The organism is Achromobacter spanius, from assembly GCF_002812705.1.
GTDB lineage: Bacteria > Pseudomonadota > Gammaproteobacteria > Burkholderiales > Burkholderiaceae_B > Achromobacter > Achromobacter spanius.
Genome location: NZ_CP025030.1, coordinates 5,234,308 through 5,261,151, shown reverse-complemented (window position 1 = coordinate 5,261,151; position 26,844 = coordinate 5,234,308). Strand labels below are relative to the sequence as shown.

The window sequence follows — 26,844 nt, the reverse complement described above, 5'->3', positions numbered from 1 at the left end:
GCGATGGGAAAGGCCAATTATGCGATTGAGGCGTTAAGGGCGAATTCCGGCCTGGCGCAAAGCCCTGAGTGGCAGGCGTTCGCGCAGGCCGCCGAGGCCGCCGAGCTGGACGCCAACACGCTTAAAGTGATCGAGGCCGCAGGCTTGTGCGTGGACCTGACCATGCAGCGCCAGTCACCCGCGCTGGAAGCGGCGGCATTGAATCTGCTGCAGGCGCGCGGGCTGGCGGATGCCCGCCACGCGCTGTTCGCGGGCGACCCCGTCAACTGGACGGAAGGCCGGCCCGCCTGGCACACCGCGCTGCGGGCGGGGCGTACCCGCGAGCAGCCGGACGGCCTGGACGCGGATTCGGTCTGCGAGTATTCGCGCATGACCGACTTCGTGCGCAAGCTGGACCAGACGGCGGATTTTTCAACGGTGCTGCATATCGGCATCGGCGGCAGCGACTGGGGCCCGCGCCTGGCGGTTCAGGCGTTCGGCGGCCCGTCGCAGCGCCGCCAGATCCGCTTCGTGTCCAACATCGACGGCCACGCCTTCCATGACGCCGTGGCCGGCCTGGACCCGCGGCGCTGCCTGGTGGTGATTTCGTCCAAGTCCTTCACCACCTCCGAAACCCTGCACAACGCGCGCACGGCGATGGCGTGGCTCAAGCAGGGCGGGGTAGCCGATGTGTCCGAGCACCTGGCGGCGGTCACCGCCAACGTGTCGGCCGCGCGCGCCCTGGGCGTGCCGGCCAGCCACACGTTCAAGATGTGCGACTGGGTGGGCGGACGCTATTCCGTCTGGTCGGTGGCCGGCCTGTCCATCGCGCTGACCGTGGGCGCCGAGGTGCTGATCGGCATGCGGGCTGGCGCCGAGGCCATGGACCAGCATTTCCAGCAGGCGCCGTTCGCCGCGAACGCACCCATCCAACTGGCCTTGGCCGGCTTGGTCAATTGCAGCGTGCTGGGCCATAACTCCTTGAACATCGCCGCCTATAGCGCGCGCTTGCTGCACCTGGTGACCTACCTGCAGCAGTTGGAAATGGAGTCGCTGGGCAAGCGGGTGGCGGGCGACGGCACGGCGGTCGGCGTGCCCACGGCGCCCATCATCTGGGGCATGCCGGGCACCGATGGCCAGCACACGTTCTTCCAATGGCTGCACCAAAGTGAGAACGGCGCGCCGGTTGATTTCATCGCCAGCCTGCAAGGCCATGCGGACAGCCCGGACGCGCACCGCCTGCTGCTGGCCAACTGCCTGGCGCAGCGCCAGGCGCTGCTGCGCGGCAAGAGCCTGGAAGAAGCCTTGCAGGACGTGGCCCATATCGACGACCAGGAACGCGCCCTGAGCCTGGCGCAGCACATGGTGCATCCGGGCGGGCGGCCGTCCACGCTGGTCGTGCTGCGTCAACTGGACCCGCGCGGCCTGGGCGCGCTGCTGGCGCTGTATGAACACAAGGTGTTCGTGCAGAGCGTGGTGTGGGGCATCAACCCCTTCGATCAATGGGGCGTGGAACTGGGCAAGCGGCTGGCCTCGGGCATCGAGCGCGAACTGGCGGTGCCGGTGTCGGCCGGCGTGGTCGATTGGGGCCACGATGCGTCCACCTCGTACTGGATCGATCGCTACCGCGGCCACGCGCAGGCGCCGCGTCCCCGGCACGCGTGGGTGCCGGGCGTGGCGGCGCACCTGTGACGGGGGCGGGGATGCCAGACGCAGACATGCACGTGCTGGTCACGGGCGGGGCTGGCTATATCGGCACGCACACCTTGATTGCGATGCTGGCGGCCGGCCAGCGGCCGCTGGTGCTGGACAACTTCAGCAACGGCAGCCGCGAGGCCGTGCGCCGGGTCGAGCGCTTGTGCGGCGTGCCGATACCCCTGATCGAAGGGGATATCCGCACGCCGGGCCTGATCGAACGCGTGCTGTCGGATGCGGCGGCACGCGGCCAATCGGTGCGGGCCGTGCTGCATCTGGCCGGCTGCAAGGCGGTTGGGGAATCGGTGGCGGACCCGCTCAAGTACTACGACAACAACGTCGCGGGTTCCATGGTGCTTCTGCGCGCCATGCGCGAGGCGGGCGTCACGCGGCTGGTGTTCAGCTCGTCGGCCACCGTGTATGGCGAGCCCCAGTACCTGCCCTTTACCGAGGCGCATCCGCTGGCGCCGGCCAACCCCTACGGGCGCACCAAGCTGATGGTGGAAGAGATGCTGCGCGACGTCTGCACGGCCGACCCCGCCTTCAGCGCCGTCACGCTGCGCTACTTCAACCCCATCGGCGCGCACCCCAGCGGGCAGATCGGCGAGAGCCCGCGCGACCTGCCCAATAACCTGTTCCCCTTCATCACCCAGGTGGCGGTGGGCCGCCAGCCATTCCTGCGGGTGTTCGGCGACGACTACGACACCGCCGACGGCACGGGCGTGCGCGACTATCTGCATGTGATGGACCTGGCGCAGGGCCATGTGCGGGCGTTGTCGTATTGCATGGACCACCCCGGGTTTATTGCAGTCAATCTGGGCACGGGCCGGGGCACCAGCGTGCTGGAACTGGTGCGCGCGTTTGAACAAGCCAGCGGCTGCCGGATTCCCTTGCAGACCCTGGCGCGACGCCCCGGAGACGTGGCGCGCACCTGGGCCGACCCTGCGCTTGCCGAGTCGCTGCTGGGCTGGCGCAGCACCTACGACGTGGCCGCCATGTGCGCCGACGGCTGGCGCTGGCAGCAAGGCAACCCGCTGGGCTACGCCCCGGACGAGCCCAGCCAGGCCGCCGCATAACCCCGACGCCATATCGGAGGTTTTCCGGAAAAGGGGCGCCAGCGGTTACAGTTGACGGGACTATTGCGTAGCACCGTCAGCGAGGCACTTCCATGTTTGAAACCCATTCCCAGCCCGGGCTCCCCAGCAACCGCCAGGGGCAGTCCCAATGAACGGGCCCACCCACCTTCCGCCCGCCCACTGGAACCTGGACAGCATCGTGTCCGGCTTGCGCGAAGCGCGCGTCGCCTGGCGCGGCCCGCGTGGCCGCCTGCGCGAAGACGCGGGCCTGCGTGAATTCCCGTCCCAGGAAAGCCTGCGCCAGATCATCAAGGACCTCTGTGGCGCCTTGTTCCCGATGCGGCTGGGCCCCATCGATCTGCGCGAGGAAGTCGAAGACTTCTATGTGGGCCACACCATCGGCGCGGCGCTGGATGCGCTGTTGCATCAGGTCTGTCTTGAACTGCAATACGTGGGCCGCCATGAACATGTCGACCCGGCCGAGACGCAGCGGCGCGCCATCGAGATCGTGCGCCAGTTCGGCGCCGAGCTGCCGCGCGTGCGCGCCGCGCTGGACCTGGACGTGACGGCCGCCTACCAGGGCGACCCGGCCGCGCACAGCGTGGACGAAGTGCTGCTGTGCTATCCCGGCGTGGCGGCGATGATCCACCACCGCCTGGCCAACGTGCTGTATCGGCTGAACGTGCCGATGCTGGCCCGCATCGTGGCCGAGATCGCGCATGCCGACACCGGCATCGACATCCATCCCGGCGCCACCATCGGCCGCAGCTTTTTTATCGACCACGGCACGGGTGTCGTCATTGGCGAAACGGCCATCATCGGCGACCGCGTGCGGCTCTACCAAATGGTGACGCTGGGCGCCAAGCGCTTCCCGCCCGGCGAAAACGGCGAGCTTAAAAAGGGCTTGCCGCGCCATCCGTTGATCGAAGACGACGTAGTGATCTACGCGGGCGCCACGATCCTGGGCCGCGTCACGATCGGCAAGGGGTCCACCATTGGCGGCAACGTCTGGCTGACACGCAGCGTGCCCCCGGGCAGCAACGTCACGCAGGCCAGCCTGGTCAGCGACATGCCGGACTGCGGCTTGGGCGGTTGATGGCAAGCGGGCAGGGCAAGCGGCCAGGGCAAGCGGCCAGGGCAAGCGGCCAGGGCAAGCGGCCAGGGCAAGCGGCCAGCATCGCCAGTGAGGATGCCCAAGGGCAGCCAGGGATAGGAGCCAGGATGGACACGCAAGTCTCGGATCTGGCCGCGTTGCGCGGCTTTGTCGACCGCCACCCGCGGCTGTTCGTGTTGACGGGGGCGGGCGTCAGCACCGATTCCGGCATCCCCGACTATCGCGACACGGAAGGCGAATGGAAACGTTCGCCGCCCATGACGCTGCAAACCTTCATGGGCACGGAACTGGCGCGCGCCCGCTACTGGGCGCGCAGCATGGTGGGCTGGCGCCGCTTTGGCCAGGTCAAGCCGAATGATTCACACCGGGCGCTGGCGCGGCTGGAGTCGCGCGGCCGCCTCAGCGTGCTGGTCACGCAAAACGTGGACGGCCTGCATGCCGCCGCCGGCAGCCGTGATGTGGTGGACTTGCACGGCCGGCTGGACGAAGTGCGCTGCATGCAATGCGACTGGCGCGGCGGCCGCCATGACTGGCAAGACCGGCTGCAACACAGCAACCCCGCATGGGCCTTGCTGGACGCCACCGATGCCCCGGACGGCGACGCCGACCTGGACGGCCAGGATTTCTCGCAATTCATTGTGCCGCCGTGCCCGCGCTGCGGCGGTATCGTCAAACCCGATGTGGTCTTCTTCGGCGAAACCGTCCCGCGTGATCGCGTCGATCGCGCCAATGCCGGGCTGATGAGCGCCGATGCGGTGCTGGTGGTGGGCTCGTCGCTGATGGTGTATTCGGGCTACCGCTTCGTGACGGCAGCGTCGCGCAACGGCATGCCCATCGCCGCCATCAACCTGGGCCGCACGCGGGCCGACAACCTTTTGACCCTGAAGGTGGAACAGCCTTGCGCGCTAGCGCTGGACGCGCTGTAAGCCCACCTGTAACCGGCCGGTTTTTGACCGGTTTAAGCAAGTGCTTGCCCTGTCAGGGATTTTTCGCGCCGTTACAGACCTTTCCATAGGGTTGTCCACAGGAACTGTGGATAAATTCCTAGGGAATACCCGGGTTTTTCGGCAGAACGGGCATATTCGCTGCTCAGCGAATTTTGTCCAATCTGGCCGCCGCATTGCCCCATATCGCGTTCAACGTTGCTGTAGGCCTGGCCCCGAAGCTGACAGCGGACATTTTCAGCCCTCAGCCCCTTCCAACCCCTCGCCCAACAACGCCTTGCGCGCGGCATGCCAACTGCCGGCATCTGGCGCATACAACAAGCCGCCCGTGCGATGCGTGGGCTTGTAGGGCGAGCCATCGAAGCGCGCCGCGTAGCCGCCCGCTTCGCGGTGCAGCAGCCAGCCGGCGGCGTGGTCCCAGGCGGTCAGTTGGTTGTACAGCGCAATGTGGCAGTGGCCTGCCGCCAACATGCGGTATTCGTGCGCGGCGCAGCGTAGCGACGCGGTGCTGGCCAGGCGCGACAGGTGGCTGTTGACGGTGGTGCGCTGGGGCTCGGGCAGGGCGCCCGTGGAGATCAGCCCGTCCATGTCTTCCAGCGGCGCGGGGGCGGCCACGGTCAGCGGCACGCGGCGGCCGTTGTCGTATTCCATCCAGGCGCCTTCGCCGCGCACGGCCAGCGCGCTGTCGCGGTTGACCGGGTCGTAGATCACGCCGGCGATCACGTCGCCGCGGTGACAGGCCGCGATCATCATGCCGAACAAGGGCAGGCCCGCGACGTAGTTGCGCGTGCCGTCGATGGGGTCGATCAGAAAGGCCAGATCGGCGTCGACCAGCATGTTCAGCAGCGCGGGGTTGCGCGCGGAGGCTTCTTCGCCGATGAGCACGGCGCCCGGATGCAGCTTGGCCAGGCGCGCGCCAATCATGCGTTCGGCCGCTTCGTCCGCGTCGGTCACCAGGTCACGCGGCGAGCTCTTGCCTCGCACCGAGCCTTCGGGCAGGTTGCGAAAGCGCGGCATGACCTCGGCCAGGGCCGTTTCGGCCAGCACGGCGGCCAGCTTGCGGGTGTCCTCAAGGGAGAAGGTTTTGCTCATACGGATCCGTCCAGGGAACGCGCAAATCTATCACGCCTGGGCGGCATTTGATCGCGATTCGCAAGTGACTGGATTGAAAGGACTTTTCCGGGCTATGCAGGACTTATCGGCCGGGTTGTCCACAGTTGTTGGGGATAAGCGGCGTTGAAAACCGCTTATCCCCGGTGCGCGGCGAGCGCCGCGCACCACTTTGGGCTCAGGCGCCCAGGTCCACGCACAGGTACTTGATTTCGAGGTATTCCTCGATGCCGTACTTCGAGCCTTCACGGCCCAGGCCCGACTGCTTGACGCCGCCGAACGGGCCGACTTCGTTGGAGATCAGGCCGGTGTTGATGCCGACAATGCCGTACTCCAATGCTTCGGACACGCGCCAGATGCGGGCGTAATCGCGGGTGAAGAAGTAGGCGGCCAGACCGAAGATGGTGTCGTTGGCCATGCCAATGACTTCTTCTTCGGTGTCGAAGCGGAACAGCGGGGCCACCGGGCCGAAGGTTTCTTCGGTGGCAAAGCGCATCGACTGCGTCACGTCGCGCACCACGGTGGGTTCAAAGAACGTGCCGCCCAGCGCATGCGGCTTGCCGCCGGCAATGACCTTGGCGCCGTGCGAGGTGGCGTCGGCGATGTGCTCCTGCACCTTTTCAATGGCGTTCTTGTCGATCAGCGGACCTTGCGTCACGCCGTCGGCAAAGCCGTCGCCGACCTTCATGGCTTCGACCTTGGCGACCAGGCGCTTGGCGATTTCTTCGTACACGCCGGCTTGCACGTAGATGCGGTTGGCGCACACGCAGGTCTGGCCGGCGTTGCGGTACTTGGAGGCCAGGATGCCGTCAACGGCGCGGTCCAGGTCGGCGTCGTCGAACACGATGAACGGCGCGTTGCCGCCCAGTTCCAGCGACAGCTTCTTGATGGTGGGGGCGCATTGCTCCATCAGCGTGCGGCCCACTTCGGTGGAGCCGGTGAAGCTCAGCTTGCGCACGACATCGCTTTCGCACAGGGCGGCGCCGATATCGCGCGAGCTGCCCGTGATGACGTGGAACACGCCCGCGGGCACGCCGGCTTCTTCGGCCAGCACGGCCAGCGCCAGCGCGGTCAGCGGGGTTTGTTGAGCGGGCTTGACCACCATGGTGCAGCCGGCGGCCAGCGCCGGGCCGACCTTGCGGGTGATCATGGCGGCCGGGAAGTTCCACGGCGTGATGGCGGCGGTAACGCCGATGGGCTGCTTCAACGCCAGGAGGCGCTGGCCGGCCTTGGGGCTTTGCAGCACGTCGCCGTCGATGCGCTTGGCTTCTTCGGCGAACCACTCCAGGAACGAGGCGGCGTAGGCGATTTCGCCCGCGGCTTCGGTCACGGGCTTGCCCTGTTCGGACGTCATGATGGCGGCCAGGTCTTGCTGGTTCTGCATCATCAGTTGCGACCACTTCAGCAGGATCGCGGCGCGTTCCTTGCCGGTCTTGGCGCTCCAGGCGGGCAGCGCGGCTTGCGCGCTGGCGATGGCCTGTTCGGTTTCCTTGCGGCCCAGCTTGGGCACCGACACGATGGTCTTGCCGGTGGAGGGGTTGTCCACCGGGATCGACGCGCCGTTGCCGGCGCCAACCCACTTGCCGTCGATGTAGCAGGCGTCGCGCAGCAGATCCGGGCGCGACAGGGGATGAGTCAATGCGGTCATTATTGAAGTCTCCTTGATGGGGATTCAGCGGGGCCAGCATGCACTAGCGGGCGCGGCGGAAAGATCCGCGACGCCCGCAATTACCGTGCCCGTGGCCCCCTGAATAAAGGGTTCAGGCCGTGAACGTTACGCTGCCAGTGCGTCGGACAGAATCGCCAGCGCGCGGTCGAATTGCGCGTCGGGAATGGTCAGCGGGTACAGGAAACGCAGCACGTTGCCATACACGCCGCAGCTCAACAGGATAAGCCCTTGTTCCAGCGCGCGCGCTTGCACGCGCTTGACGGCTTCGGCGTCCGGCTTGCCGCTGGCGTCGTTCAGTTCCAGCGCCACCATCGAGCCCAGGCCGCGCACATCGGCAATGCCCGGCACCTTGGCGCGCAGGCCTTCCAGGTGGCCGCGCAGCTTCTCGCCCAGCACGTTGGCGCGATCGCACAGCTTTTCTTCGGCAATCACGTCCAGCACGGCGTGGGCCGCGGCAACGGCCAGCGGGTTGCCGGCGTAGGTGCCGCCCAGGCCGCCAGCGGCCGGGCCGTCCATGACGTCGGCGCGGCCGACCACGCCCGAAATCGGGAAGCCGCCGCCCAGGCTCTTGGCCATGGTGATCAGGTCAGCCTGCACCGAGTGGTGTTCCATGGCGTAGAGCTTGCCGGTACGGCCAAAGCCCGTTTGCACTTCGTCGGCGATCAGCAGGATGCCGTGCTCGTCGCAGATCTTGCGCAGCGCGGTCATCAGTTCGGGCGGGGTGATGTTGAAACCGCCTTCGCCTTGCACCGGTTCAATGATGATGGCGGCGACACGCTTGGGGTCGATGTCGCACTTGAACAGCAGGTCCAGCGCCTTGAGCGAATCGGCCACGCTGATGGCTTGCGTGGCGTTGGGGAACGGCACGTGATAGATGTCGCCGGGCATCGGGCCGAACGACAGCTTGTACGGGGCGACCTTGCCGGTCAGCGCCATGCCCAGCATGGTGCGGCCGTGGAACGAGCCCGAAAACGCGATGACGCCCGAGCGGCCCGTCGACGAACGCGCGATCTTGATGGCGTTTTCAACGGCTTCGACGCCGGTGGTGAAGAAGGCGGTCTTCTTCAGGCCGTCGATGGGGGCCAGGCGGTTGATGCGTTCGGCCAGCGAGATGTAGCTTTCGTACGGAACGATCTGGTAGGCCGTGTGCGTGAAGTTGTCCAGCTGCGCGGCGACGGCGGCCTTGATCTTGGGGTGCAGGTGGCCCGTGTTCAACACGGCGATGCCGCCCGCGAAATCGATGTATTCCTTGCCGTTGGCGTCCCACAGGGTGGCGTTCTCGGCGCGCACCGCGTAGAAGTCGCACATGACGCCAACGCCGCGCGGCGTGGCCAGGGAACGGCGGGTATTCAGGTCTTGATTCTTCATCTCAGCCTCGATGAACAGGGTGGGCGGGAAAAACCTTATTTAATGCTACGATGGCCCCACTTGTGGGAACCACTTTGATAAAACAGGTAGAACCAATTGCGGTCCATTGTAGGTGACTTGCTGCTGCTGCGCCTGGCCGAGGCCTCCAGCGAGCCCATGAACAAGCGGCTGTACCGCGGGATACGCGAAGCGATCCTGGATGGAGCCATTGCGGCGGACTCGCGTTTGCCCGCCTCGCGCGACCTGGCTACCGAGCTCGGTATCGCCCGCAACACGGTGGTCCACGTCTATAGCCAGCTGCTGGCCGAAGGCTATACGCGCAGCCGGCAGGGCAACGGCACCTTCGTCAACGCCTCGGTGCCCGATTCCTACCTGGCCAGCGGCCGTCGCCTGCGTCACCCTGCCCAGGCCCAACCGGGCGCCGCGCTGTCGGCGCGTGGGGCGGCCATTGTGGACGGCGTGTCGGCCTCGCCCTACCAATGGGGCGCCTTCATGCCCGGCGTGCCCGACCTGACCGAATTCCCGCACAAGAAGTTTGGCCGCATCGTCAGCAGCCTGTGGCGCAACCCGTCGCCCGATCTGCTGACCTACGCCTACGGCGGCGGCCTGCCGGCCCTGCGTGAAGCGCTGGCCCAGCATCTGGCGCTGACGCGATCCATCGACTGCGACCCGGACCAGATCCTCATCACCGAAGGCTCGCACCAGGCCATCGACCTGACCACCCGCATCCTGGGCGAAGCGGGTGAAACGGCCTGGGTCGAAGACCCTGGCTACTGGGGCGCCCGCACCATCCTGCAGGCCAACGGGCTGCACACGGTGCACCTGCCGGTGGACGAAGAGGGCATGCGCCTGCCCGAACCGGGCGGCACGCCGCCACGCTTCATATTCGTCACGCCGTCGCACCAGTATCCGCTGGGGCCGGTGATGTCCCTGACGCGCCGCCGCCAGTTGCTGGCGGTTGCCCGGCAAAGCGGCAGTTGGATCATCGAAGACGATTACGACAGTGAATTCCGATTCTCGGGCCGGCCCATTGCGTCGCTGCTGGGCCTGGAACCCGACGCGCCGGTCATCTACATGGGCACGTTCAGCAAGACGCTGTACCCGGGCCTGCGCGTGGGCTACCTGGTCTTGCCCAAGCCCTTGACCGCCGCATTCCAGGCGGCGCATGCCGAGCTCTATCGCGAAGGCCATCTGATGACGCACGCGGCGCTGGCCACGTTCATCTCTGAAGGGCATTACGCCGCGCACATCCGTCGCATGCGCATGCTGTACGGCAGGCGCCGCGCCATGCTGGTCAACCTGATCGAACGCCGCCTGGGTCCCGACTGGCTGCATCGCGACGCCAGCATGGCGGGCCTGCATCTGGTGCTGACCTTGCCGCCGGACATGGACGACCTGCGCGTGGTGGACGTGGCGCGCGGCAAGGGCGTGCTGACGCGCGCGTTGTCGCGCTATTACGTCAACGCCGAGGGTCGGCGGCCGGGGCTGTTGCTGGGCTACGCCTGTGTGCCCGAACACGACATCGCGCGCAAGTTTGAAGTGCTGCTGGAAAGCCTGGCCGAAGTCGCGCGCAAGCCCGTCGCCGCCTGACGCGCCGGGTCAGGCAGGCCTATCAGAAAGGCCATCAGGCAGGCGGTCGGTTGGCAATCAGAAAGGCAACAGCGCGGTGGCAAAGGCTGCGGCGTTGCGCATGCCCTGGTCTTCAAAGTTGGTATTGAACACCGCATGCGCTTGGGCGCTTTGCGCGGCCAGGCGCGAGAATCGTTCGGCCAGTTCCGCCAGTTCCTGTTCCGTGTATTCGTATTGAAAGCGGCTGGACGAGGCGGGGCCAGACGCGTTCCATGCTGCCGCATTGCGGCCATGCAGGCGCAGCAGGGTCAGGTCGGGATGCGTGCTTTCCCACACGGCGGGCACCGTGTTGTCAAAGCCCTGCGGCGCATCGACCACGGTATGCACCACACCCAGATCGCGTTCAAACGCCAGCGTGTCGGCGATGGCCGCCGGGCTGTCGAACCAACTGCGATGGCGGAATTCCACGGATATCAGGTGCTCTTGCATGCGCTGCGCGCAATCGGCCACATGCGCGCGGCCTCGGGCGTCGCGGCGGATCCATGGGGGAAACTGAAAATGCACCGCGCCCAGCTTGCCCGGCATGCGCAGCGGCTCCAGCGCCAGTTGATAGCGGCGCCACAGTTCGTCGCGCAAGTCCTCGGGCATGTGGTGGTGGTAGATCATGGGTTCCGGCCAATCTTCCAGCTCGCGCGCAATGTCTTTGGGCAAGGCGGCAAGCGGCGTCTGGTGGCCGGTGAACAGGCGGAACGCCTTGATGTTGAACACGAAATTGTCGGGCGTGCGCTGCGCCCAAAGATAAGCGTTGTTGGCCGAGGGCAGGGCGTAGTAGCTGGAATCGATTTCGGCCATGGCAAAGCGCGTGGCGTAGAAACGCAGCCGCGCCTCGGCGCCACGCACGTCGGGCGGGTAAAAGCGCCCGCAGGCAAGCAGGGTGGGGTCGGTCCAGGAGGCGGTGCCGGTCAGGATACGCATGGCGACGGGGGGCAAGTTGGCGCGCGGGCAGGGTAGGGCTACGCTGCTATGATAGCTGGATAAATAGCCAGTCATTTGGCCTACTTTTCCGTCATGTCCGACCACAATCCCCCTTTGAATTCCCGCCCCGACCCCTTAGCCGACCTGAACCCCGCCCAGCGCGAAGCCGCCGAATTCGGCGTGAACGTGGATGGGAGCCTGGCGGCGGGCGACGATGGCCCCTTGCTGGTGATCGCCGGGGCGGGCTCGGGCAAGACCAACACGCTGGCGCACCGCGTCGCCCACCTGATTCTTAACGGCGCCGACCCGCAGCGCATGCTGCTGCTGACGTTTTCGCGCCGCGCGGCCCAGGAAATGGATCGTCGCGTGGGCAGCGTGCTGCAACGGGTCATGAACCTGCGCAGCTCGCAGCAGGCGCCGTCGCTGCCGTGGGCGGGCACCTTCCACGCCATCGGCGCGCGGCTGCTGCGCGATTGCGCACTGCGCATCGGGCTGTCGGAAGCGTTCACCATTCACGACCGTGGCGACGCCGAAGACCTGATGGGCATGGTCCGCCACGAACAGGGCCTGTCGTCGACCAAGTCGCGCTTTCCCCTGAAGGGTACTTGCCTGGCCATCTATTCGCGCGTGGTCAACAGCCAGAGCTCGGTGGCCGATGTGCTGAAAACCTCGTTCCCGTGGTGCGCGCAATGGGAAGACGAGCTGAAGACGCTGTTTCGCGGCTATGTGGCGGCCAAGCAGGACCAGCAGGTGCTGGACTACGACGACCTGCTGCTGTACTGGGCCGAGATGATGTCGGACCCGGGCATCGCGGCGGATGTCGGGGCGCGCTTCGACCATGTGCTGGTGGACGAATACCAGGACACCAACCGCCTGCAATCCGCCATTCTGCTGGCCATGAAACCCGACGGCCGAGGCCTGACGGTGGTGGGCGACGACGCGCAATCCATCTATTCGTTCCGCGCCGCCACCGTGCGCAACATCCTGGATTTCCCGACGCAGTTTCCCAAGCCCGCCCGCGTCATCACGCTGGACCGCAACTACCGTTCTACCCAGCCCATCCTGAACGCCTCCAACGCGGTGATCGGGCTGGCAACAGAGCGCTTCGCCAAAGACCTCTGGACCGACCGCGCGTCCTCGCAATTGCCGGAACTGGTGACGGTCAGCGACGAGGCCGGGCAAGCGCGCTGGGTGGCCGACCAGGTGCTGGCGCAGCGCGAAGGCGGCGCCACGCTGAAGTCGCAAGCCGCGTTGTTCCGCACGGCCAGCCACAGCGCCGCGCTGGAACTCGAACTGACCCGGCGCAATATTCCCTTCGTGAAATTTGGCGGCCTGCGCTTTCTGGAAGCCGCGCACGTGAAAGACTTGTTGTCGCTATTGCGCTGGGCGGAAAACCCGCGCGGCCGCATGGCGGGCTTTCGCGTGGCGCAGTTGATGCCCGGCATCGGCCCGGCCACCGCCGGCAAGCTGATGGACGCCATGTCCGCCAGCGCCGAACCGTTGCGCGCGCTGCGTGAATTCAAACCGGGCGCGGCGGCGCAGCAGGAATGGGGCGCGTTCGCCGATACCTATGCGGCGCTGTGCGACCCAGGGCTGCGTTGGCCCGCCGACGTGGACCTGGCCTTGCGCTGGTACGCCGGCCAGCTCGAACGCCTGTATGACGACGCCCGCGTGCGTAAGACCGACCTTGATCAGTTGGTGCGGCTGGCGGCGGGCTACCCGTCGCGCGAACGCTTCCTGACCGAACTCACGCTGGATCCGCCCGACGCCACCAGCGATGAATCCGGCGCGCCCTCGCGCGATGAGGACTACATGATCCTGTCCACCATCCACTCGGCCAAGGGCCAGGAATGGAAGGCCGTCTATGTGCTGAACGTGGTCGATGGCTGCATTCCTTCCGACATGAGCACCGGCACCGCCGAAGAGATCGAGGAAGAACGCCGCCTGCTGTATGTGGCCATGACGCGCGCCAAGGAACGCCTGCAATTGATCGTGCCGCAGCGCTTCTACGTGCATCAGCAGACGGGCATGGGCGACCGCCACGTCTACGGGTCGCGCACGCGCTACATCACCAATGCCATGCTGCCGTTGTTTGACCACCTGCCCAAGCCGCCCGCGTTGGCCGACCTGCCGGGCGGCGGCGCGGCCAAAGAACCGCAGGCGCCCGCCATCGACGTGACCAAGCGGGTGCGCAGCCTGTTCTCATAGCCTGGGCTATCATCGCCCGATGCCATGAGTTGTTCGGCAAGGATCGCATTGCCAGAGGGTGTCCATGTCCGCTGAAGAGAATTTCGCCGACGTCCACAAGGGCGAGGTGGTTGCGTCGATTGCCTATGTGAACGGACGCCGCGACCGTGAGGTGCCCATCGACGAAGTTGGGCAGTACATAGGTCAATACGGTGGTCAAAGTGACGACCAAAGCGATGGCAAAAAGCCAGGTCACGCACCCAGCATGCTGTGGATCGGCTTGCGCAACCCCACGCCTGAATTATTGGCCAGGGTGACCGGTGAACTCGGCGCCTGCGACAAGAACCAGGAAGAGATGCTGGAACCGCATCGGCGGCCCAAGATCATCGACTACGGCAACATGGTCCTGATCGTGACCATCACCGTCGAAGTCGAGGCCGAACGCCCGGTCTTTGGCGAAACCCAGTTATTGATAGGCGACGGCTTTCTGGTCACCGTGCGGCGCGGCGCCACCGCGGCGCACAGCCCGCTGCGCGAACGGCTGGAAGCCTCGCCCGACCTGCTCAAGCGGGGCAGCGACTACGTGGCTTCCGAAGTGCTGGACTGGCTGGTCGACCGCTACGTGGCGGCGGCCGGCAAGATCGAAAGCGTGGTGGAAGGCGCCGAACAAAAGCTGCTGATCCGAGGCGCGAAGGATTCCGACATCCGCAGGCTGTACCGTCAGCGTCGCGATCTATTGCGCATCCACACCGTGGTGTCGCCCATGGCCGAAATCTGCCGGCGTCTGGCGCGGGTCGAGATGTCTGCCGTGGATGAACATGCCAGGCCGTACTTCGGCGAGGTCGCCGACCGGGTGTTGCGGGTGGACGAACTCTTCAACGCCTTGCGGGAATCGTTGGCCTTCGCGTTCGAAGCGAGCTTGATGATCGGGCAGGCCGCGCAGAACGACACGACCCGCAAGCTGGCGTCCTGGGCCGCCATCCTGGCAGTGCCGACCGCCATCGCGGGCATTTACGGCATGAACTTCGAATTCATGCCGGAACTGAAATCGCCGTGGGGCTACCCGGTGACGCTGGGCGTCATTGCGTCGATCTGTTCGGTCCTGTACTGGCGCTTCCGGAAATCGGGCTGGCTGTAGGCGGGCGGGCAATAGCGGGCGGGCAATAGCGGGCGGGCAATAGCGGGCGGACGGCAGGGCGGTTTTCGCGCGCGGTTTTTGCAAAATCGCGCCTCGCCTGTGGCACACTTGCCGCGTTTCTCATCTGGAGCCCAGCCGGTGCGTGGCAAACCCCCATTTCGCGGCGGCGGCAAGCTGACCGCCCTGATCGTCGCCCTGATTCTTGCGGTGGCGGGCGCCATCGTCAATTGGTTGCAGCCCTCGGGGCGCGGCGATTCCTCCCCGGCCTCGCGCCCACCCCCATCGCAAAGCACACCCGCGCAGAATTCCGCGCCTTCCGCCCGGCCCGGCCCCGCGCTGGCAGGCGGCATTCCCGGGGGCAGCTACACGCTGACCGGCGCGATCGTCAACGTGGCCGACGGCGACACCGTCACACTGCGCGCAAGCGACGGCCAGCGCCGCATCCGCATGGACAGCATCGATGCACCCGAAGAGGGCCATGGCGCCGACCAACCCGGCCAACCCTATGCCGAAGCCTCGCGCAAGCATTTGGCCGACCTGGTGGCGGGCAAGACCCTGACCGCCCAGTGCTACGAACAAGACCAATACGGCCGCGACGTGTGCGCGCTGATCCTGGACGACGGGCGCTCGGCCAATCGCTTGCAGGTGGAAGCGGGCTACGCCTGGGCCTACACCGCCAGAAAGGGCGCATACCTGCGCGACAAGGCCCTGCCCGGCCTGCAACGCCAGGCCAAGGACGCCAAGCGCGGCCTGTGGGCGCAGCCCGCCGCCATGCAGCCCTGGAAGTGGCGCTATGACTGCTGGCGTCAGCGCCAGTGCGGTTGACGCGGGCCAGTGCGCAGCCATGCACCCCATGCACGCCATGCTCCCCGCGCAATCCGCGCAACCCCGGCACCCGCTAGGGGGATGCCTGGGTATGGGCTCTGTCCCGCGTTTGCTATTCTCTGTCGCAACGATTTGAAGGGAAGGTTTCCATGCTTGCTATGAAGCGGCTCGGGGCAACAGCCATGCTGATGTTGCTGGCGCTGGCGGGCTGCTCGCAAGAAAGCCCCATCAACAGCCCGTATCCGTCCGGCGCCGAAGGCCAGAACACGTTCTACTCCGCGTTCGTGCAGCGTTCGCCCAAGTACCTGGACCCGGCAAGCTCTTATTCCGGCGACGAAACGCCTTATACCTACAACATCTACGAGACGTTGTACGGCTATCACTATCTGAAGCGGCCCTACGAGCTGGTGCCACGCGCCGCGCAGTCCATCGACCCGCCTCAGTATCTGGATGCCCAGGGCCAGCCGCTGCCGGCCGACGCGCCGGGCGAGGCCATCGCCGAAAGCATTTACGACATCAAGATACGGCCGGGCGTTCGCTACCAGCCGCACCCCGCCTTTGCCCGCAAGGCCGACGGCAGCTACGACTACTACCCGCTTGCCGACGGCGAACTCAAAGACAAGTACTACATTCCCGACTTTCCGCGCACCGGCACGCGCGAGCTGACGGCGTACGACTACGTCTACGCGTTTCGCCGCCTGGCCAGCCCGCGCGTCGTGTCGCCGATTTATTCGGTGATGGCCGACCACGTGGTGGGCATGCAGGAATACGGCGACCGGCTGCGCCAACGTGACCAGGCCATGCGCCGTGATCTTCCGGGCGGGAGCACGGCCCCATGGCTGGACCTGCGCGAAGCCGACGGCTTTACCGGCGTCCAGGCGCTGGACCCGCACACGCTGCGCATCCGCGTCAAAGGCAAGTATCCGCAGTTCAAATACTGGCTGGCCATGACGTTCACGGCGCCCATCCCCTGGGAGGCCGACCGGTTCTATAACCAGCCCGGCATGGCCGAGCACGACCTGTCCTTGAACACCTGGCCGGTCGGCACCGGCCCCTACATGATGGCGGAATCGTTGCAGAACCGCCGCCATGTGCTCGTGCGCAATCCCAACTACCACGGCGAAGCCTACCCCTGCGAAGGCGAACCCGGCGATAAGGAAGCGGGCTTGTTGGCCGACTGCGGCAAGCCCACGCCCTTCATCGACCGCGCGGTATTCAGCCTGGAAAAAGAAGCCATCCCGCTGATAGGCAAATTCATGCAGGGCTATTACGACGTGCCGCAGATTGAACGCGGCGAGTACGGCGTGGCCATGCTGGTGGCCGCGGGCGACAGCCAGGACAAGGCCAAGCAGTACCGGGAGCACGGCATCCGCCTGCCCACCACGGTGGAAACCGCCAACTGGTACATGGGGTTCAACTGGCTGGACCCGGTGGTGGGCAAGGGCGACACGCCCGAGCAGGCGGAAAAGAACCGCAAGCTGCGCCAGGCCATCAGCATCGTGTTCGACTGGGAAGAGTTCGTCACCGTGTTCGAAAACGACCAGGCCTCAGTGGCGCAAGGCCCGGTGCCGCCTGGCGTGCTGGGTTACCGTGAACCGCCCGAAGGCGTGAACCCGGTTGTCTACAACCTGGTGGACGGCAAGCCGGTGCGCAAATCCGTCGACGTGGCCAAGCGCCTGCTGGCCGAAGCGGGCTACCCCAACGGACGCAGCGCCGAAACCGGCGCGCCGCTGGTGCTGTATTACGACGCCATGCAAGGCGGCGGCTCGAACCCGCGCTTTGACTGGATGCGCCGTCAAATGGCCAAGATCGGCGTGCAACTGGACGTGCGCTCCACCGACTACAACCGCTTCCAGGACAAGATGAAGCGTGGCGCGGCGCAGATTTTCCTGTGGGGCTGGAATGCTGATTATCCCGACGCCGAAAACTTCCTGTTCCTGCTTTACGGCCCCAACGCCAAGGCGCGTGGGGGCGGCGAGAACGCGGCCAACTACGACAGCCCCGAATTCAACAAGCTGTTCGAGCAGATGAAGTTCCTGGACGACGGCCCCGAGAAAGAAGAATTGATCGCCAAGATGGTGGCGGTGGTGCAACGCGACGCGCCGTGGATGTTTGGCTATTTCCCCATGTCGGGCGGCGCGTACCAGCAGTGGGTCGGCAACGCCAAGCCCACGCAGATGGTGCGCAACACGCTTCAGTACATGAAGATCGATCCGCAACTGCGGCAGCAGAAGATCGACGAATGGAACGTCCCAAGATGGTGGCCGATCGGCCTGTTCGTGCTGCTCCTGGCGCTGGCGATCTGGCCGTCCTACGTTGCGCTCAAGCGTCGTGAACGCCAGACCGCCTTCGGCCCGGCCGTGAAGAAGGAGCATCAATCATGATCGGCTATGTGATCCGCCGGCTGCTGTATGGCGTGCTGATTCTGATCGGCGTGAACCTGTTCACGTTCATCCTGTTCTTCGCGGTCAACACGCCCGACGACATGGCGCGCCTGGCCATCGGCGGGCAACGCGCCAGCCAGGACGCGGTGGAAAAATGGAAGGTCGAGCGCGGCTACGACAAGCCGCTGTTCTTCAATGCGCAGGCGCAAGGCACGGCGCAACTGACCGACACCATCTTCTATCAGCGCTCGGTGCCGCTGTTGGCCATGGATTTTGGCTCGTCGGACAGCGGGCGCGACATCGGCCGCGAGATCCAGACGCGGATGGGTCCCAGCCTGGCGCTGGCCGTGCCTACCTTCGTGCTGGGGCTGTTCGTCAGCATCGTGTTTTCACTGACGCTGGTGTATTTCCGCGCCACGCGACTGGACTTCTGGGGCGTGGTGGTGTGCGTGCTGCTGCTGTCGATATCCAGCCTGTTCTACATCATCGCGGGGCAATGGGTGTTCGCCAAGCTGATGCGGCTGGTGCCGTTCTCGGGGTTTTCCGGTGGGCTGGACGTGGTCAAGTTCCTGGCGCTGCCGGTGCTGATCGCCATCATTTCCCGCCTGGGCCCCGAAGCGCGTTTCTACCGCACGCTGTTCCTGGAAGAAATCGGCAAGGACTACGTGCGCACCGCGCGCGCCAAGGGCCTGGCCGAGCGCGTGGTGCTGTTTCGCCATGTGCTGCGCAACGCCATGCTGCCCATCCTGACCAGCACGGTCGCCGCCTTGCCGCTGCTGTTCATGGGCAGCCTGATCGCCGAATCGTTCTTCGGCATTCCCGGCTTGGGCAGCTACACGATCGACGCCATCAACGCGCAAGACTTTTCCGTGGTGCGCGCGATGGTGTTCCTGGGCGCGGCGCTCTACATCGTGGGGCTGATCCTGGCCGACATTTCCTACACGCTGGCTGACCCCCGCGTCCGATTCGAGTAGCCGCCATGCCCAAGATCGTCTTCCTGTGGACCGACATCGCGCTGTGGCTGATGGTGCTGAGCGCGTTGGCCTACCTGTGGCACGTGCGCCGCAGCCCGAACCTGCGCGCAACCTGGGGGCGCGTGGCGCGCGACACGCCCGCCATGTGCTCGGCCGTCATCCTGGCTGCGTTCACCGTGGTGGGGCTGCTGGACTCTATTCACTACCGGCCGCAACTGCCGCCCGCGCCGGGGGCCGCCGCCGATGCCGCGCCCATTTATGCCCCCGTGGTCAAGTCCGCGCTGGACGGCCTCTTGGCCGGCACGGTGCTGACGCAACCGGAAAGAAATTACTCGCAGCCCCTGGCCACCAAGCTGTTCCTGAAGGAAACCATGTTGGTGGACGACAAGCCGGTGCGCGATTTCCCGCGCCTGCGCGGCGCCGCCACGCATTTGACCGACCCCGACACGCAACATGTGGGCGATGTCTTGAAACGCCTGGGGTGGGGCGTGGCGGGCGGGCTGGTCGTGGCGCTGCTGTCGGCGGCCGTGCTTTACGCCTGCCTGGCGCGCCACCTGGGGTCAGCGTCGCACGCGGGCCAGGTGTTGCTGCGGGGTGAATCCGATGTGCCGTGGCGGGCCATGGCAATCACCTTTGGCTTGCTCTGCATGACGGCCGGCGCGCTGGCGGGGTTGTCCAGCGGCTACCACGCGCTGGGCACCGACCGCATCGGCAACGACGTGTTGTGGCAAGCGCTGAAAAGCATACGCACGGCGCTGGTCATCGGCAGCCTGACCACCATCGCCATGCTGCCGCCCGCCATTATTTTCGGCATTGCCGCGGGCTACTTCAAAGGCAAGGTCGACGACGCCATCCAATACCTCTACACCACCATCACGTCGATCCCCGGCGTGCTGCTGGTGGCCGCCTGCGCGCTGATGATGCAGGTGTATATCGACAACCATGCCGACTTGTTCGACACCTCGGTCGCGCGCGCGGACCTGCGGCTGTTCCTGCTCTGCATGATTCTTGGGCTGACCGGCTGGGCGGGCCTGTGCCGCCTGCTGCGCGCCGAAACCTTGAAGCTGCGCGAGCTGGAATACGTGCAGGCCGCGCGCGCGTTCGGCGTGTCGCACTGGCGCATCATGACGCGGCACCTGCTGCCCAACGTGGCGCACCTGGTGCTGATCACCGTGGTGCTGGAGTTCTCGGGCCTGGTGCTGTATGAGGCCGTGCTGTCCTACCTGGGCATCGGCGTGGACCCCAGCATGAATTCCTTTGGTTCGATGATCGACGGGGCGCGCCTGGAAATGTCGCGCGATCCCATGATCTGGTGGAGCCTGATGACTGCTTTTCTCTTCATGCTGGCGCTGGTGCTGGCGGCCAACCTGTTTGCCGATGCCGTGCGCGATGCCTTCGACCCGCGCACCCGTCGCTACAAGCCCAGCCGCCTGGCGCGGATGGGCAGCGTGTTCGGCCGCCGCCAGGTGTTGGCCGCCGAACCGCGCGCCTCGAAATCGGGAGAAGCGCCATGAGCTCGGATACTCTCTTGCTGGACGTGCGCGGCCTGGAGGTGGACATTGCCGGCGAATCCGGCATGACGCATGCCGTCAAGCGGCTGGAACTGGCTATTTCGCAGCGCGAGACCTTCGCGCTGGTCGGAGAATCCGGCTGCGGAAAAAGCATCACGGCGTTGGCGTTGCTGCGCTTGCTGCCGGACGCCGGCCGCATCGTGGGCGGGCAGATCGACCTGGACGGGCAAGACCTGAACCGGCTGCCCGAAAGCGCGATGCGCGGCGTGCGCGGGGGGCGTATCGGCATCATCTTCCAGGAGCCGTCCACCAGCCTGAACCCCGTCATGCGCGTGGGCGACCAGATCATCGAAACCCTGACGGCGCATACGCCGCTGCGCGGCGCGGCGGCGCGGGCGCGGGCCATCGATTGGCTGCGCCGCGTGGGCATCCCCGAGCCCGAGCGGCGCGTGGACGACTACCCGTTCCAGTTTTCGGGCGGACAGAAGCAGCGCGTCATGATCGCCATCGCGCTGGCGGCCGAGCCGCTGCTGCTGATCGCGGACGAACCCACCACGGCGCTGGACGTCACGGTGCAGGCGCAGGTGCTGGACCTGCTGGCCGACATCCAGCGCGAAATGGGCATGGCCGTGCTGCTGATCACGCATGACCTGGCCGTGGTGAAGAACGTGGCGCATCACGTGGCGCTGATGCGCGGCGGCGAAATCGTTGAAAGCGCCAGCGCCGATGAATTCTTTCGCGCGCCCAAGCATCCGTACGCACGGCAATTGTTCGAAGCCATCCCCACTTTCGCCAAGCGCGGCGCGCCGCTGACGGCGCAGGCGCGTGATGCCATCGTGCAAGACGGCGCGCAGCGAGCCAAGGAACGGGCCACGCAGCGCGCGGCAGGGGGGGTGGTGCTGGATGTGCAGGACCTGAAAGTGCATTACCCCGTGCGCAAGGGGCCGTTGCGGCGCATCGTGTCCTGGGTCAAGGCCGTTGACGGCGTAACGTTTTCGTTGCGCGCGGGCGAAACGCTGGCCCTGCTGGGCGAGTCCGGCTGCGGCAAAACCACCACGGGCAAGGCGCTGCTGCGGCTGATCGACGGTGCGCGCATCTCGGGCCGCGCCATGCTACAAGGCAAGGACGTGCTGTCGGCTGACCGCCGCACGCTGCGCGATCTGCGGCAAGACATCCAGATTGTGTTCCAGGACCCGTACGCATCGCTCGATCCGCGCATGCGCGTGGGCGACATCCTCGACGAGGGCCTGGCGTCGTTGCGACGGGGCATGAGCCAGCAGGCGCGCGCCGCGCACGCCGCGCAGTTGATCGAGCGCGTGGGCTTGCCGGCCAACACGCTGACGCGCTATCCCCATGAATTCTCGGGCGGCCAACGCCAGCGCATCGCCATTGCGCGCGCGCTGGCGGTGGAACCCAAGGTACTGATCTGCGATGAACCCACGTCGGCCCTGGATGTGTCGGTGCAGGCGCAGATTCTGGACCTGCTGCGCGAGCTTCAGGCCGAATTGGGCATTGCGTATCTCTTCATCACGCACAACTTCGGCGTGGTCGAGTATCTGGCGGACCGCATCGCCGTCATGGACGGCGGCCGCATTGTTGAACTGGGCGAGGCCGACACCGTATTGCACGCGCCCCGCCAGGAATTGACGCGCCGGCTGCTGGCGGCGGTGCCACGTCTGGAGTTCGGTACGCCCAGCGGGGGGTGAATCGGCGCCGCGCCGCGTGTTGCGCATGCCTATCGCGCATCCATGAAAAACGCGCCCCGATTTCCGTGAAATCAGGGCGCGTGGTCAGTCGGCGTCGTGGCGGACGCCGCCGGGTTTACAGATCGTCGCGATGGGCGCTGGGCGTTTCAAGCCAGACCAGCGTGTCGTGCCGCAAGGCGCGCACGCATTGCGCCAGGAAGGCATGCACGGTTTCCAGCTCGACCGTGTCGTAGCGCCGCGCCATCAACATCACCGCATCCGCGACCCATTGACGTTCTTGCGCCAACTGCTGGCACTGTTCCTCGACCGGCCGGATCACGATCATCCGGCGATCCAGCGGGTGGCGGCCGCGCTGCACATAGCCTGCCGCCTCCAGCCGGTTGATCAAGGCGGTGGCGCCGCCTGAACTGATGCCCATCATCTGGGCAAGCTGCCCGGTGGGCAAGGCGTCGAACTCCATCACCAGTTCCAGCGCTTTCAGGTCGGCCAGGGGGATACCCAGCTTTTCCGCCAGGGCTGACTGGCACGCGGTGTTGTACACCGAGAACTGCCGACCCAGCATCAGGGCGATATCGTCAAGCATTCCCGGTCGCAAGTCACTCGTGCGGGATTCAGGCATCACGGTCACATGCTCGTGGTGGACCATCGATTCTTGTTGCAGCATGATGTCGCTCCGTAGCGGATAGATCGATTACTTCTGTGCCGACAAGCCGCCGAGCAGACCGCCCAGCAAGCCGCCGTTGTTGGTGCCGCCCGCCGTCGTACCGCCCGTCAAGCCGCTTGTGACGCCGCCCAGCAAACCACCCAGCAAGCCGCCGTTGGCAGCCGTCCCCGCACCGGCCGCGCCACCGGCGCTGGCACCCGCGCTGGCGCCGGTGCCTGTCGTGGCGCCGGCCGATACACCGCCAACCACGCCACCCACCACACCGCCCAACAAGCCGCCACCCGCGCCGCCTGTGGTCCCACCGGTTACGCCACCCAGCAAGCCGCCCAGCAGCCCGCCATTGGCGCCGCCGGTTGCACCGCCCGCCGCACCGGTCACCCCGCCCAACAGGCCGGTCACCGGTGCCAGCAAGCCACCCACGCCGCCCGCCGCCGGCGTACCGCCGACGCCGCCGACACCCCCCAGAATGCCGGTGATGGGGCTGAGCAAGCCGCCCGTGCCGCCACCCGTCAGACCACCCGTGGCGCCGCCCAGGCCGCCGGTCAACGAGGCGACCGCGCCGGTCGCGTTGGCCAGCGTGGCACCCAGCGGGTTGGTGTTGCCCGGCGTGGCGTGGAGCAGGCCGCCGGCGCTGGCGACCGCGCCGCCCAAGCCTTGCAGCACCCCGTTCAAGCCCGCCGTGTCGCCAGGCAGCGTGCTGCCGGCCCCGGCGACTGTGCCGCCCAGGCTGGAGAGCAGCCCGGCCACCGGTGCGCCCAGATTGGTGGTGGCGCCCACTTGCTGCGTCAGGTTGGTAACCACGCCGGCAACCGGCGCCACGTTCATGTCCAGTGCCGCGCCGATGCCGCCCAGTGCGGGTTGCAGGCCCAAGGGCAACACGTTGTCCACGGCTTTGCCCGTGTTGGACAAAGCGGGTTGCAGCACGGGGCTGGCCGGGCCGCCCAACATGCCACCCGTTACTCCGCCCAGCCCTTGGGTGACCGGGTTCAGCAAGCCGCCCTGGCCCGACAGGCCAGCAGTCAGCGCGCCCACGGAGTTCGTGGCAGTACCCAGCACGGTCGTCAAGGGCATGGGGTTGGCGGGGTCCGCATTCAACAGGTCTCCCGCGCTGGACACGGTCTTGCCCAGGCCATCCACCAGGCCGCCTACGCCGGCATCCAGGCCGCCCGGCAGGCCGGAGCTCTTCAGGGTGGTGCCCAGATCGCTGACCAGGCCGCCTGCTTGCGTGGTGATGCCATCCACGGGGGCGCCCAGGCCGGTCGTAGCGCCGATTTGCTGCGTCAGGCCCACCACGGTGTCGACCACGGGCGCTACCGTGGGATCCAGCGACTTGCCCACGCCGCCCAATGTCGAGCCCAGATTCAAAGGCAGGGTATTGTCGACGGCGTTGCCGGTGTTACCCAGGGTGGTTTGCAGCAAACCCGCCGTGACGGGGTTGACGGGATTATTGGGATCCGTGCCACCAGGCGTGGTCGGGTCCGAGCCGCCCGGGTTGGAAGGAACATTCGTGCCGGGCAGGCCCGCGGACCTATCGCTACCGCCGCCGCCGCAAGCGGTCAATGCGCCAGCCAAGGCTGCTGCCATGACGGTGGCGGTCAAAATGCGTCGAATGCGGTCTGCTTCAATCTTGGAAACCATGACGAGCTCCTCGGTTGGATGGTCCAGGCAAAGAAACTGCCCGATACGGCTCTACATGCATAAACCGTGCCAAGATTTTTCAAAACCCGAGATTGTGCGTGGCTCGTCTATTGTTTTGTTTCTTAAAAGTCCTTTCGTATCAATGGCTTATATTTTTTTGTCCAGGGTTTGTACTAACAGACGATGATCGTTAATTTGCGACCACAAGAACCCTGCGATTGTTACGAATGGCGGGTGATCCGACGTTACGTTACGGGCCACGTTACGTAACGTGGAGTGGATTCCGGACTAAATCTGGCTTTGCGCTGGCGCCGTGCCAAAGGAAAAGCGCCTGTCGAAACAGGCGCTTTGGGATGGCGTGTAAACCGATGTCAGAAGGCGTCGTAAAACAGTGAATAGTTGGCGTTGAAGCGTACGTCGCGGTCATTGTTGACGGTGGCGGAGCCGATGGGCTTGGCCACGTTGAAGTCGAACAAGTAGTATTTATCGTCCGTGAACCGCAACCCCAGCGCTACGGATGACAGGTGCCGCTGGTTCAAGGCTTGCAGGTCCTTGTTGTTGTACCAAGTGCGCGCATAGTCGATCAGCGCGTAAGGCTGAACGCTGGACAGGTATTCCCAACCGGTGCCGAAGCGCCGGTTCACTTCGGCCGACACGCCTACGCCTTTGTCGCCGCTTTGTTCGCCTTGGGGGTATCCCATGGCATAACGCCAACTGCCGAACGAGACCTGTTCCGAGGACGGCAATATATTGCTGGAATATTGCGCCGCGCCAGAGAAGGTCAGGCCAAACTGCGCGGGTAGCGCAAACGTTTGTTTGGCGTTCAGGTTATAGCGGACGAAATCCAGATCCAGAATGGGGGTCGCTGAATAACCGTAATTGGTCGAGATGTCCTTCTTGGCGCCCGCCGCGTCAAACCCCTTGGATACGCTGCCGCTAATGTCCGAAGTTTGGCTTTCAGAAACCTGTATATATCGTAGTTCGATATTAGCGGCACGCACGCGCGCGTCTTGTTGCAGCCAACGATCCGAATTGCGCGCTTCATATCGGTCTTTGGAATTGGCCGCGTACATACCCACGGTACCGGTAAGTGAACGCGTGTTGTTCAGCAATATCGGATAGCTGACACCAATGCCGATGCGGTCGTTCTTCACGCGCCTTTCAAACCCCAGGTATTCGATCGCGTCGTCCTGCGGTTTGGCGTCATAGTGGTAGCCATCCACCTTGACCGCCAAACCGTCGGGCCCGATGGGCACGCTGATTTCGCCCATGACGTATTTGACGTCGTCGGTATTGAACGGCACCGACGCCGTCAGTTTGACCTGTTCGCCCAGCGGTGTGAGGCTGTTGGCGCCAATATTGACCAGGGGTTGCATGCCGGTACCCAGGTCGGCGATGCCGCCCGTCAAACTGAACGGGTGGCGTGTGGCCGCCAAGACCAATTCAGTTGCGCCATCCGCGCGGCGCGGCAGATCCAGGCTGGGTGTGAACTTCACGCCGGGCACGGTTCGCATCAGATTCAACTGGCGCTCAAGCGTGGCCTGCTTCAGTGGACGCTCTTCGATGAGCGGGCCGGCCAAGGTATCCAGACGCCCCTGCGCGTTACCGATATCGCCTTCAATCCGGACATTCGAAATGAAGCCTTCAACCACGGTCACCACCACCAGGCCCTTGGCGAACGTCTGGTTCTGCACCAGCGCGAAAGACAGCGGATAGCCCTTGTCGCGGTACAACTGCGTGATCTTGTCGACTTGCTGGACCAGGTCGCCCAGGCTGATTTCCTTGCCCGACAGCGGGCTTAGTATCGCGGAAACTTCGTCGAAGGGAATGGCGTGCACGCCGCTTACGTCAAAGTTCAGCGGCACGATGCGTTGCGCCAGCCTGGCCTGCAACGCCAACTGTTCGGGCGTGGCGGTTTGCACAGCGGGCGGCGGCTGCGCGGCGCCGGGCGGTCTTTCAAGCTGTGGCAGGGCGTCAACGGGATTGCCCCGCAGGGGGCCATCCGCCCGCGCCTGCGCGCCAAAGGCAAAGATGCAAACAAGGGCGAGGGTAAGCGAACTTGCCGGGTACGTACGTCTCATTGCCTGGGTGTCTCGGTTTCCGCCGACGCCGTCCCGATGAATATTCGGTATTGCCGATATATTGAATATATAAAGGGACACAGCATTGGTAAACGCGCTTTGGTGCGCCGCGGGTAGTATGGGGCCAATGACGATTAGTAATAACAATTTATTTCTTTGTGACCGTATGGGCACGACAGAATTACAACATATGGAAATTCTCAGGAACGAAAATATTCACGATATATAAGGGTTAAC

At 65.6% G+C, this 26,844-nt stretch carries 19 protein-coding genes; 12 read left to right on the top strand and 7 right to left on the bottom strand.

All coding sequences use genetic code 11. The annotated features are described in order from the left end of the window. Positions 1 to 3: 3 nt before the first annotated feature. From pgi to CVS48_RS23715, 4 genes are all read left to right on the top strand, one after another. The gene (pgi, locus tag CVS48_RS23730; protein WP_100856584.1) at positions 4 to 1,671 is read left to right on the top strand and encodes a glucose-6-phosphate isomerase; all 1,668 of its coding nucleotides are present in this window, start codon (positions 4 to 6) and stop codon (positions 1,669 to 1,671) included. Positions 1,672 to 1,682: 11 nt separating this feature from the next. After that, the gene (galE, locus tag CVS48_RS23725) at positions 1,683 to 2,750 is read left to right on the top strand and encodes a UDP-glucose 4-epimerase GalE (RefSeq protein WP_100856583.1); all 1,068 of its coding nucleotides are present in this window, start codon (positions 1,683 to 1,685) and stop codon (positions 2,748 to 2,750) included. 148 nt (positions 2,751 to 2,898) lie between these two features. After that, positions 2,899 to 3,846, top strand: a complete 948-nt coding sequence (gene epsC / locus CVS48_RS23720; RefSeq protein ID WP_100856582.1) for a serine O-acetyltransferase EpsC — start codon at positions 2,899 to 2,901, stop codon at positions 3,844 to 3,846. 125 nt (positions 3,847 to 3,971) lie between these two features. Beyond that, positions 3,972 to 4,790 (top strand): NAD-dependent protein deacetylase, encoded by an 819-nt coding sequence (locus CVS48_RS23715; RefSeq protein WP_100856581.1) that lies wholly within the window; start codon positions 3,972 to 3,974, stop codon positions 4,788 to 4,790. 255 nt (positions 4,791 to 5,045) lie between these two features. Here the strand turns inward: CVS48_RS23715 and CVS48_RS23710 are convergent, their stop codons facing one another. The 3 genes from CVS48_RS23710 to CVS48_RS23700 form a co-directional block, all read right to left on the bottom strand. Next, positions 5,046 to 5,900, bottom strand: coding sequence for an inositol monophosphatase family protein (locus CVS48_RS23710; RefSeq protein ID WP_100856580.1), 855 nt, complete (start codon positions 5,898 to 5,900; stop codon positions 5,046 to 5,048). Between the two features lie 196 nt (positions 5,901 to 6,096). Further along, positions 6,097 to 7,566, bottom strand: coding sequence for an NAD-dependent succinate-semialdehyde dehydrogenase (locus CVS48_RS23705; protein ID WP_100856579.1), 1,470 nt, complete (start codon positions 7,564 to 7,566; stop codon positions 6,097 to 6,099). A 126-nt stretch (positions 7,567 to 7,692) separates the two neighbouring features. After that, the gene (locus CVS48_RS23700; protein ID WP_100856578.1) at positions 7,693 to 8,955 is read right to left on the bottom strand and encodes a 4-aminobutyrate--2-oxoglutarate transaminase; all 1,263 of its coding nucleotides are present in this window, start codon (positions 8,953 to 8,955) and stop codon (positions 7,693 to 7,695) included. Between the two features lie 96 nt (positions 8,956 to 9,051). Between CVS48_RS23700 and pdxR the strand changes: the two genes are divergently transcribed. Next, on the top strand, positions 9,052 to 10,545 hold the full coding sequence (gene pdxR / locus CVS48_RS23695) for a MocR-like pyridoxine biosynthesis transcription factor PdxR (protein ID WP_367646533.1): 1,494 nt from the start codon (positions 9,052 to 9,054) through the stop codon (positions 10,543 to 10,545). A gap of 57 nt (positions 10,546 to 10,602) precedes the next feature. Here pdxR and CVS48_RS23690 read toward each other — a convergent pair whose 3' ends face one another. Next, positions 10,603 to 11,499, bottom strand: coding sequence for a DUF72 domain-containing protein (locus tag CVS48_RS23690; RefSeq protein WP_100857832.1), 897 nt, complete (start codon positions 11,497 to 11,499; stop codon positions 10,603 to 10,605). Positions 11,500 to 11,592: 93 nt separating this feature from the next. Here CVS48_RS23690 and CVS48_RS23685 point away from each other — a divergent pair, with 93 nt between their 5' ends. The 7 genes from CVS48_RS23685 to CVS48_RS23655 all read left to right on the top strand — a co-directional run bounded on the left by CVS48_RS23685 (position 11,593) and on the right by CVS48_RS23655 (position 22,224). Further along, complete coding sequence (locus tag CVS48_RS23685; RefSeq protein WP_100857831.1) at positions 11,593 to 13,707, top strand: ATP-dependent helicase; 2,115 nt, start codon at positions 11,593 to 11,595, stop codon at positions 13,705 to 13,707. A gap of 64 nt (positions 13,708 to 13,771) precedes the next feature. After that, on the top strand, positions 13,772 to 14,824 hold the full coding sequence (locus CVS48_RS23680) for a magnesium and cobalt transport protein CorA (protein ID WP_100856577.1): 1,053 nt from the start codon (positions 13,772 to 13,774) through the stop codon (positions 14,822 to 14,824). A 138-nt stretch (positions 14,825 to 14,962) separates the two neighbouring features. Beyond that, complete coding sequence (locus CVS48_RS23675) at positions 14,963 to 15,649, top strand: thermonuclease family protein (protein ID WP_100856576.1); 687 nt, start codon at positions 14,963 to 14,965, stop codon at positions 15,647 to 15,649. Between the two features lie 149 nt (positions 15,650 to 15,798). Continuing rightward, on the top strand, positions 15,799 to 18,033 hold the full coding sequence (locus CVS48_RS23670; protein WP_100856575.1) for an ABC transporter substrate-binding protein: 2,235 nt from the start codon (positions 15,799 to 15,801) through the stop codon (positions 18,031 to 18,033). Then, positions 18,030 to 19,007 carry an ABC transporter permease gene (locus CVS48_RS23665; protein ID WP_100856574.1) on the top strand — a complete coding sequence of 326 codons (978 nt, stop codon included), beginning with the start codon at positions 18,030 to 18,032 and terminating at the stop codon, positions 19,005 to 19,007. Before CVS48_RS23670 ends, CVS48_RS23665 begins: the two co-directional genes overlap by 4 nt. Before the next feature lie 5 nt (positions 19,008 to 19,012). Continuing rightward, positions 19,013 to 20,521 carry an ABC transporter permease gene (locus CVS48_RS23660; RefSeq protein WP_100856573.1) on the top strand — a complete coding sequence of 503 codons (1,509 nt, stop codon included), beginning with the start codon at positions 19,013 to 19,015 and terminating at the stop codon, positions 20,519 to 20,521. Beyond that, the gene (locus CVS48_RS23655) at positions 20,518 to 22,224 is read left to right on the top strand and encodes an ABC transporter ATP-binding protein (RefSeq protein WP_100856572.1); all 1,707 of its coding nucleotides are present in this window, start codon (positions 20,518 to 20,520) and stop codon (positions 22,222 to 22,224) included. Before CVS48_RS23660 ends, CVS48_RS23655 begins: the two co-directional genes overlap by 4 nt. Positions 22,225 to 22,339: 115 nt before the next feature. Here the strand turns inward: CVS48_RS23655 and CVS48_RS23650 are convergent, their stop codons facing one another. From CVS48_RS23650 to CVS48_RS23640, 3 genes are all read right to left on the bottom strand, one after another. Beyond that, complete coding sequence (locus tag CVS48_RS23650; RefSeq protein ID WP_100856571.1) at positions 22,340 to 22,888, bottom strand: MarR family winged helix-turn-helix transcriptional regulator; 549 nt, start codon at positions 22,886 to 22,888, stop codon at positions 22,340 to 22,342. Between the two features lie 27 nt (positions 22,889 to 22,915). Next, positions 22,916 to 24,526, bottom strand: a complete 1,611-nt coding sequence (locus tag CVS48_RS23645; RefSeq protein WP_100856570.1) for a collagen-like triple helix repeat-containing protein — start codon at positions 24,524 to 24,526, stop codon at positions 22,916 to 22,918. 371 nt (positions 24,527 to 24,897) lie between these two features. Beyond that, positions 24,898 to 26,607, bottom strand: a complete 1,710-nt coding sequence (locus tag CVS48_RS23640) for a ShlB/FhaC/HecB family hemolysin secretion/activation protein (protein ID WP_100856569.1) — start codon at positions 26,605 to 26,607, stop codon at positions 24,898 to 24,900. Positions 26,608 to 26,844: the final 237 nt, after the last annotated feature.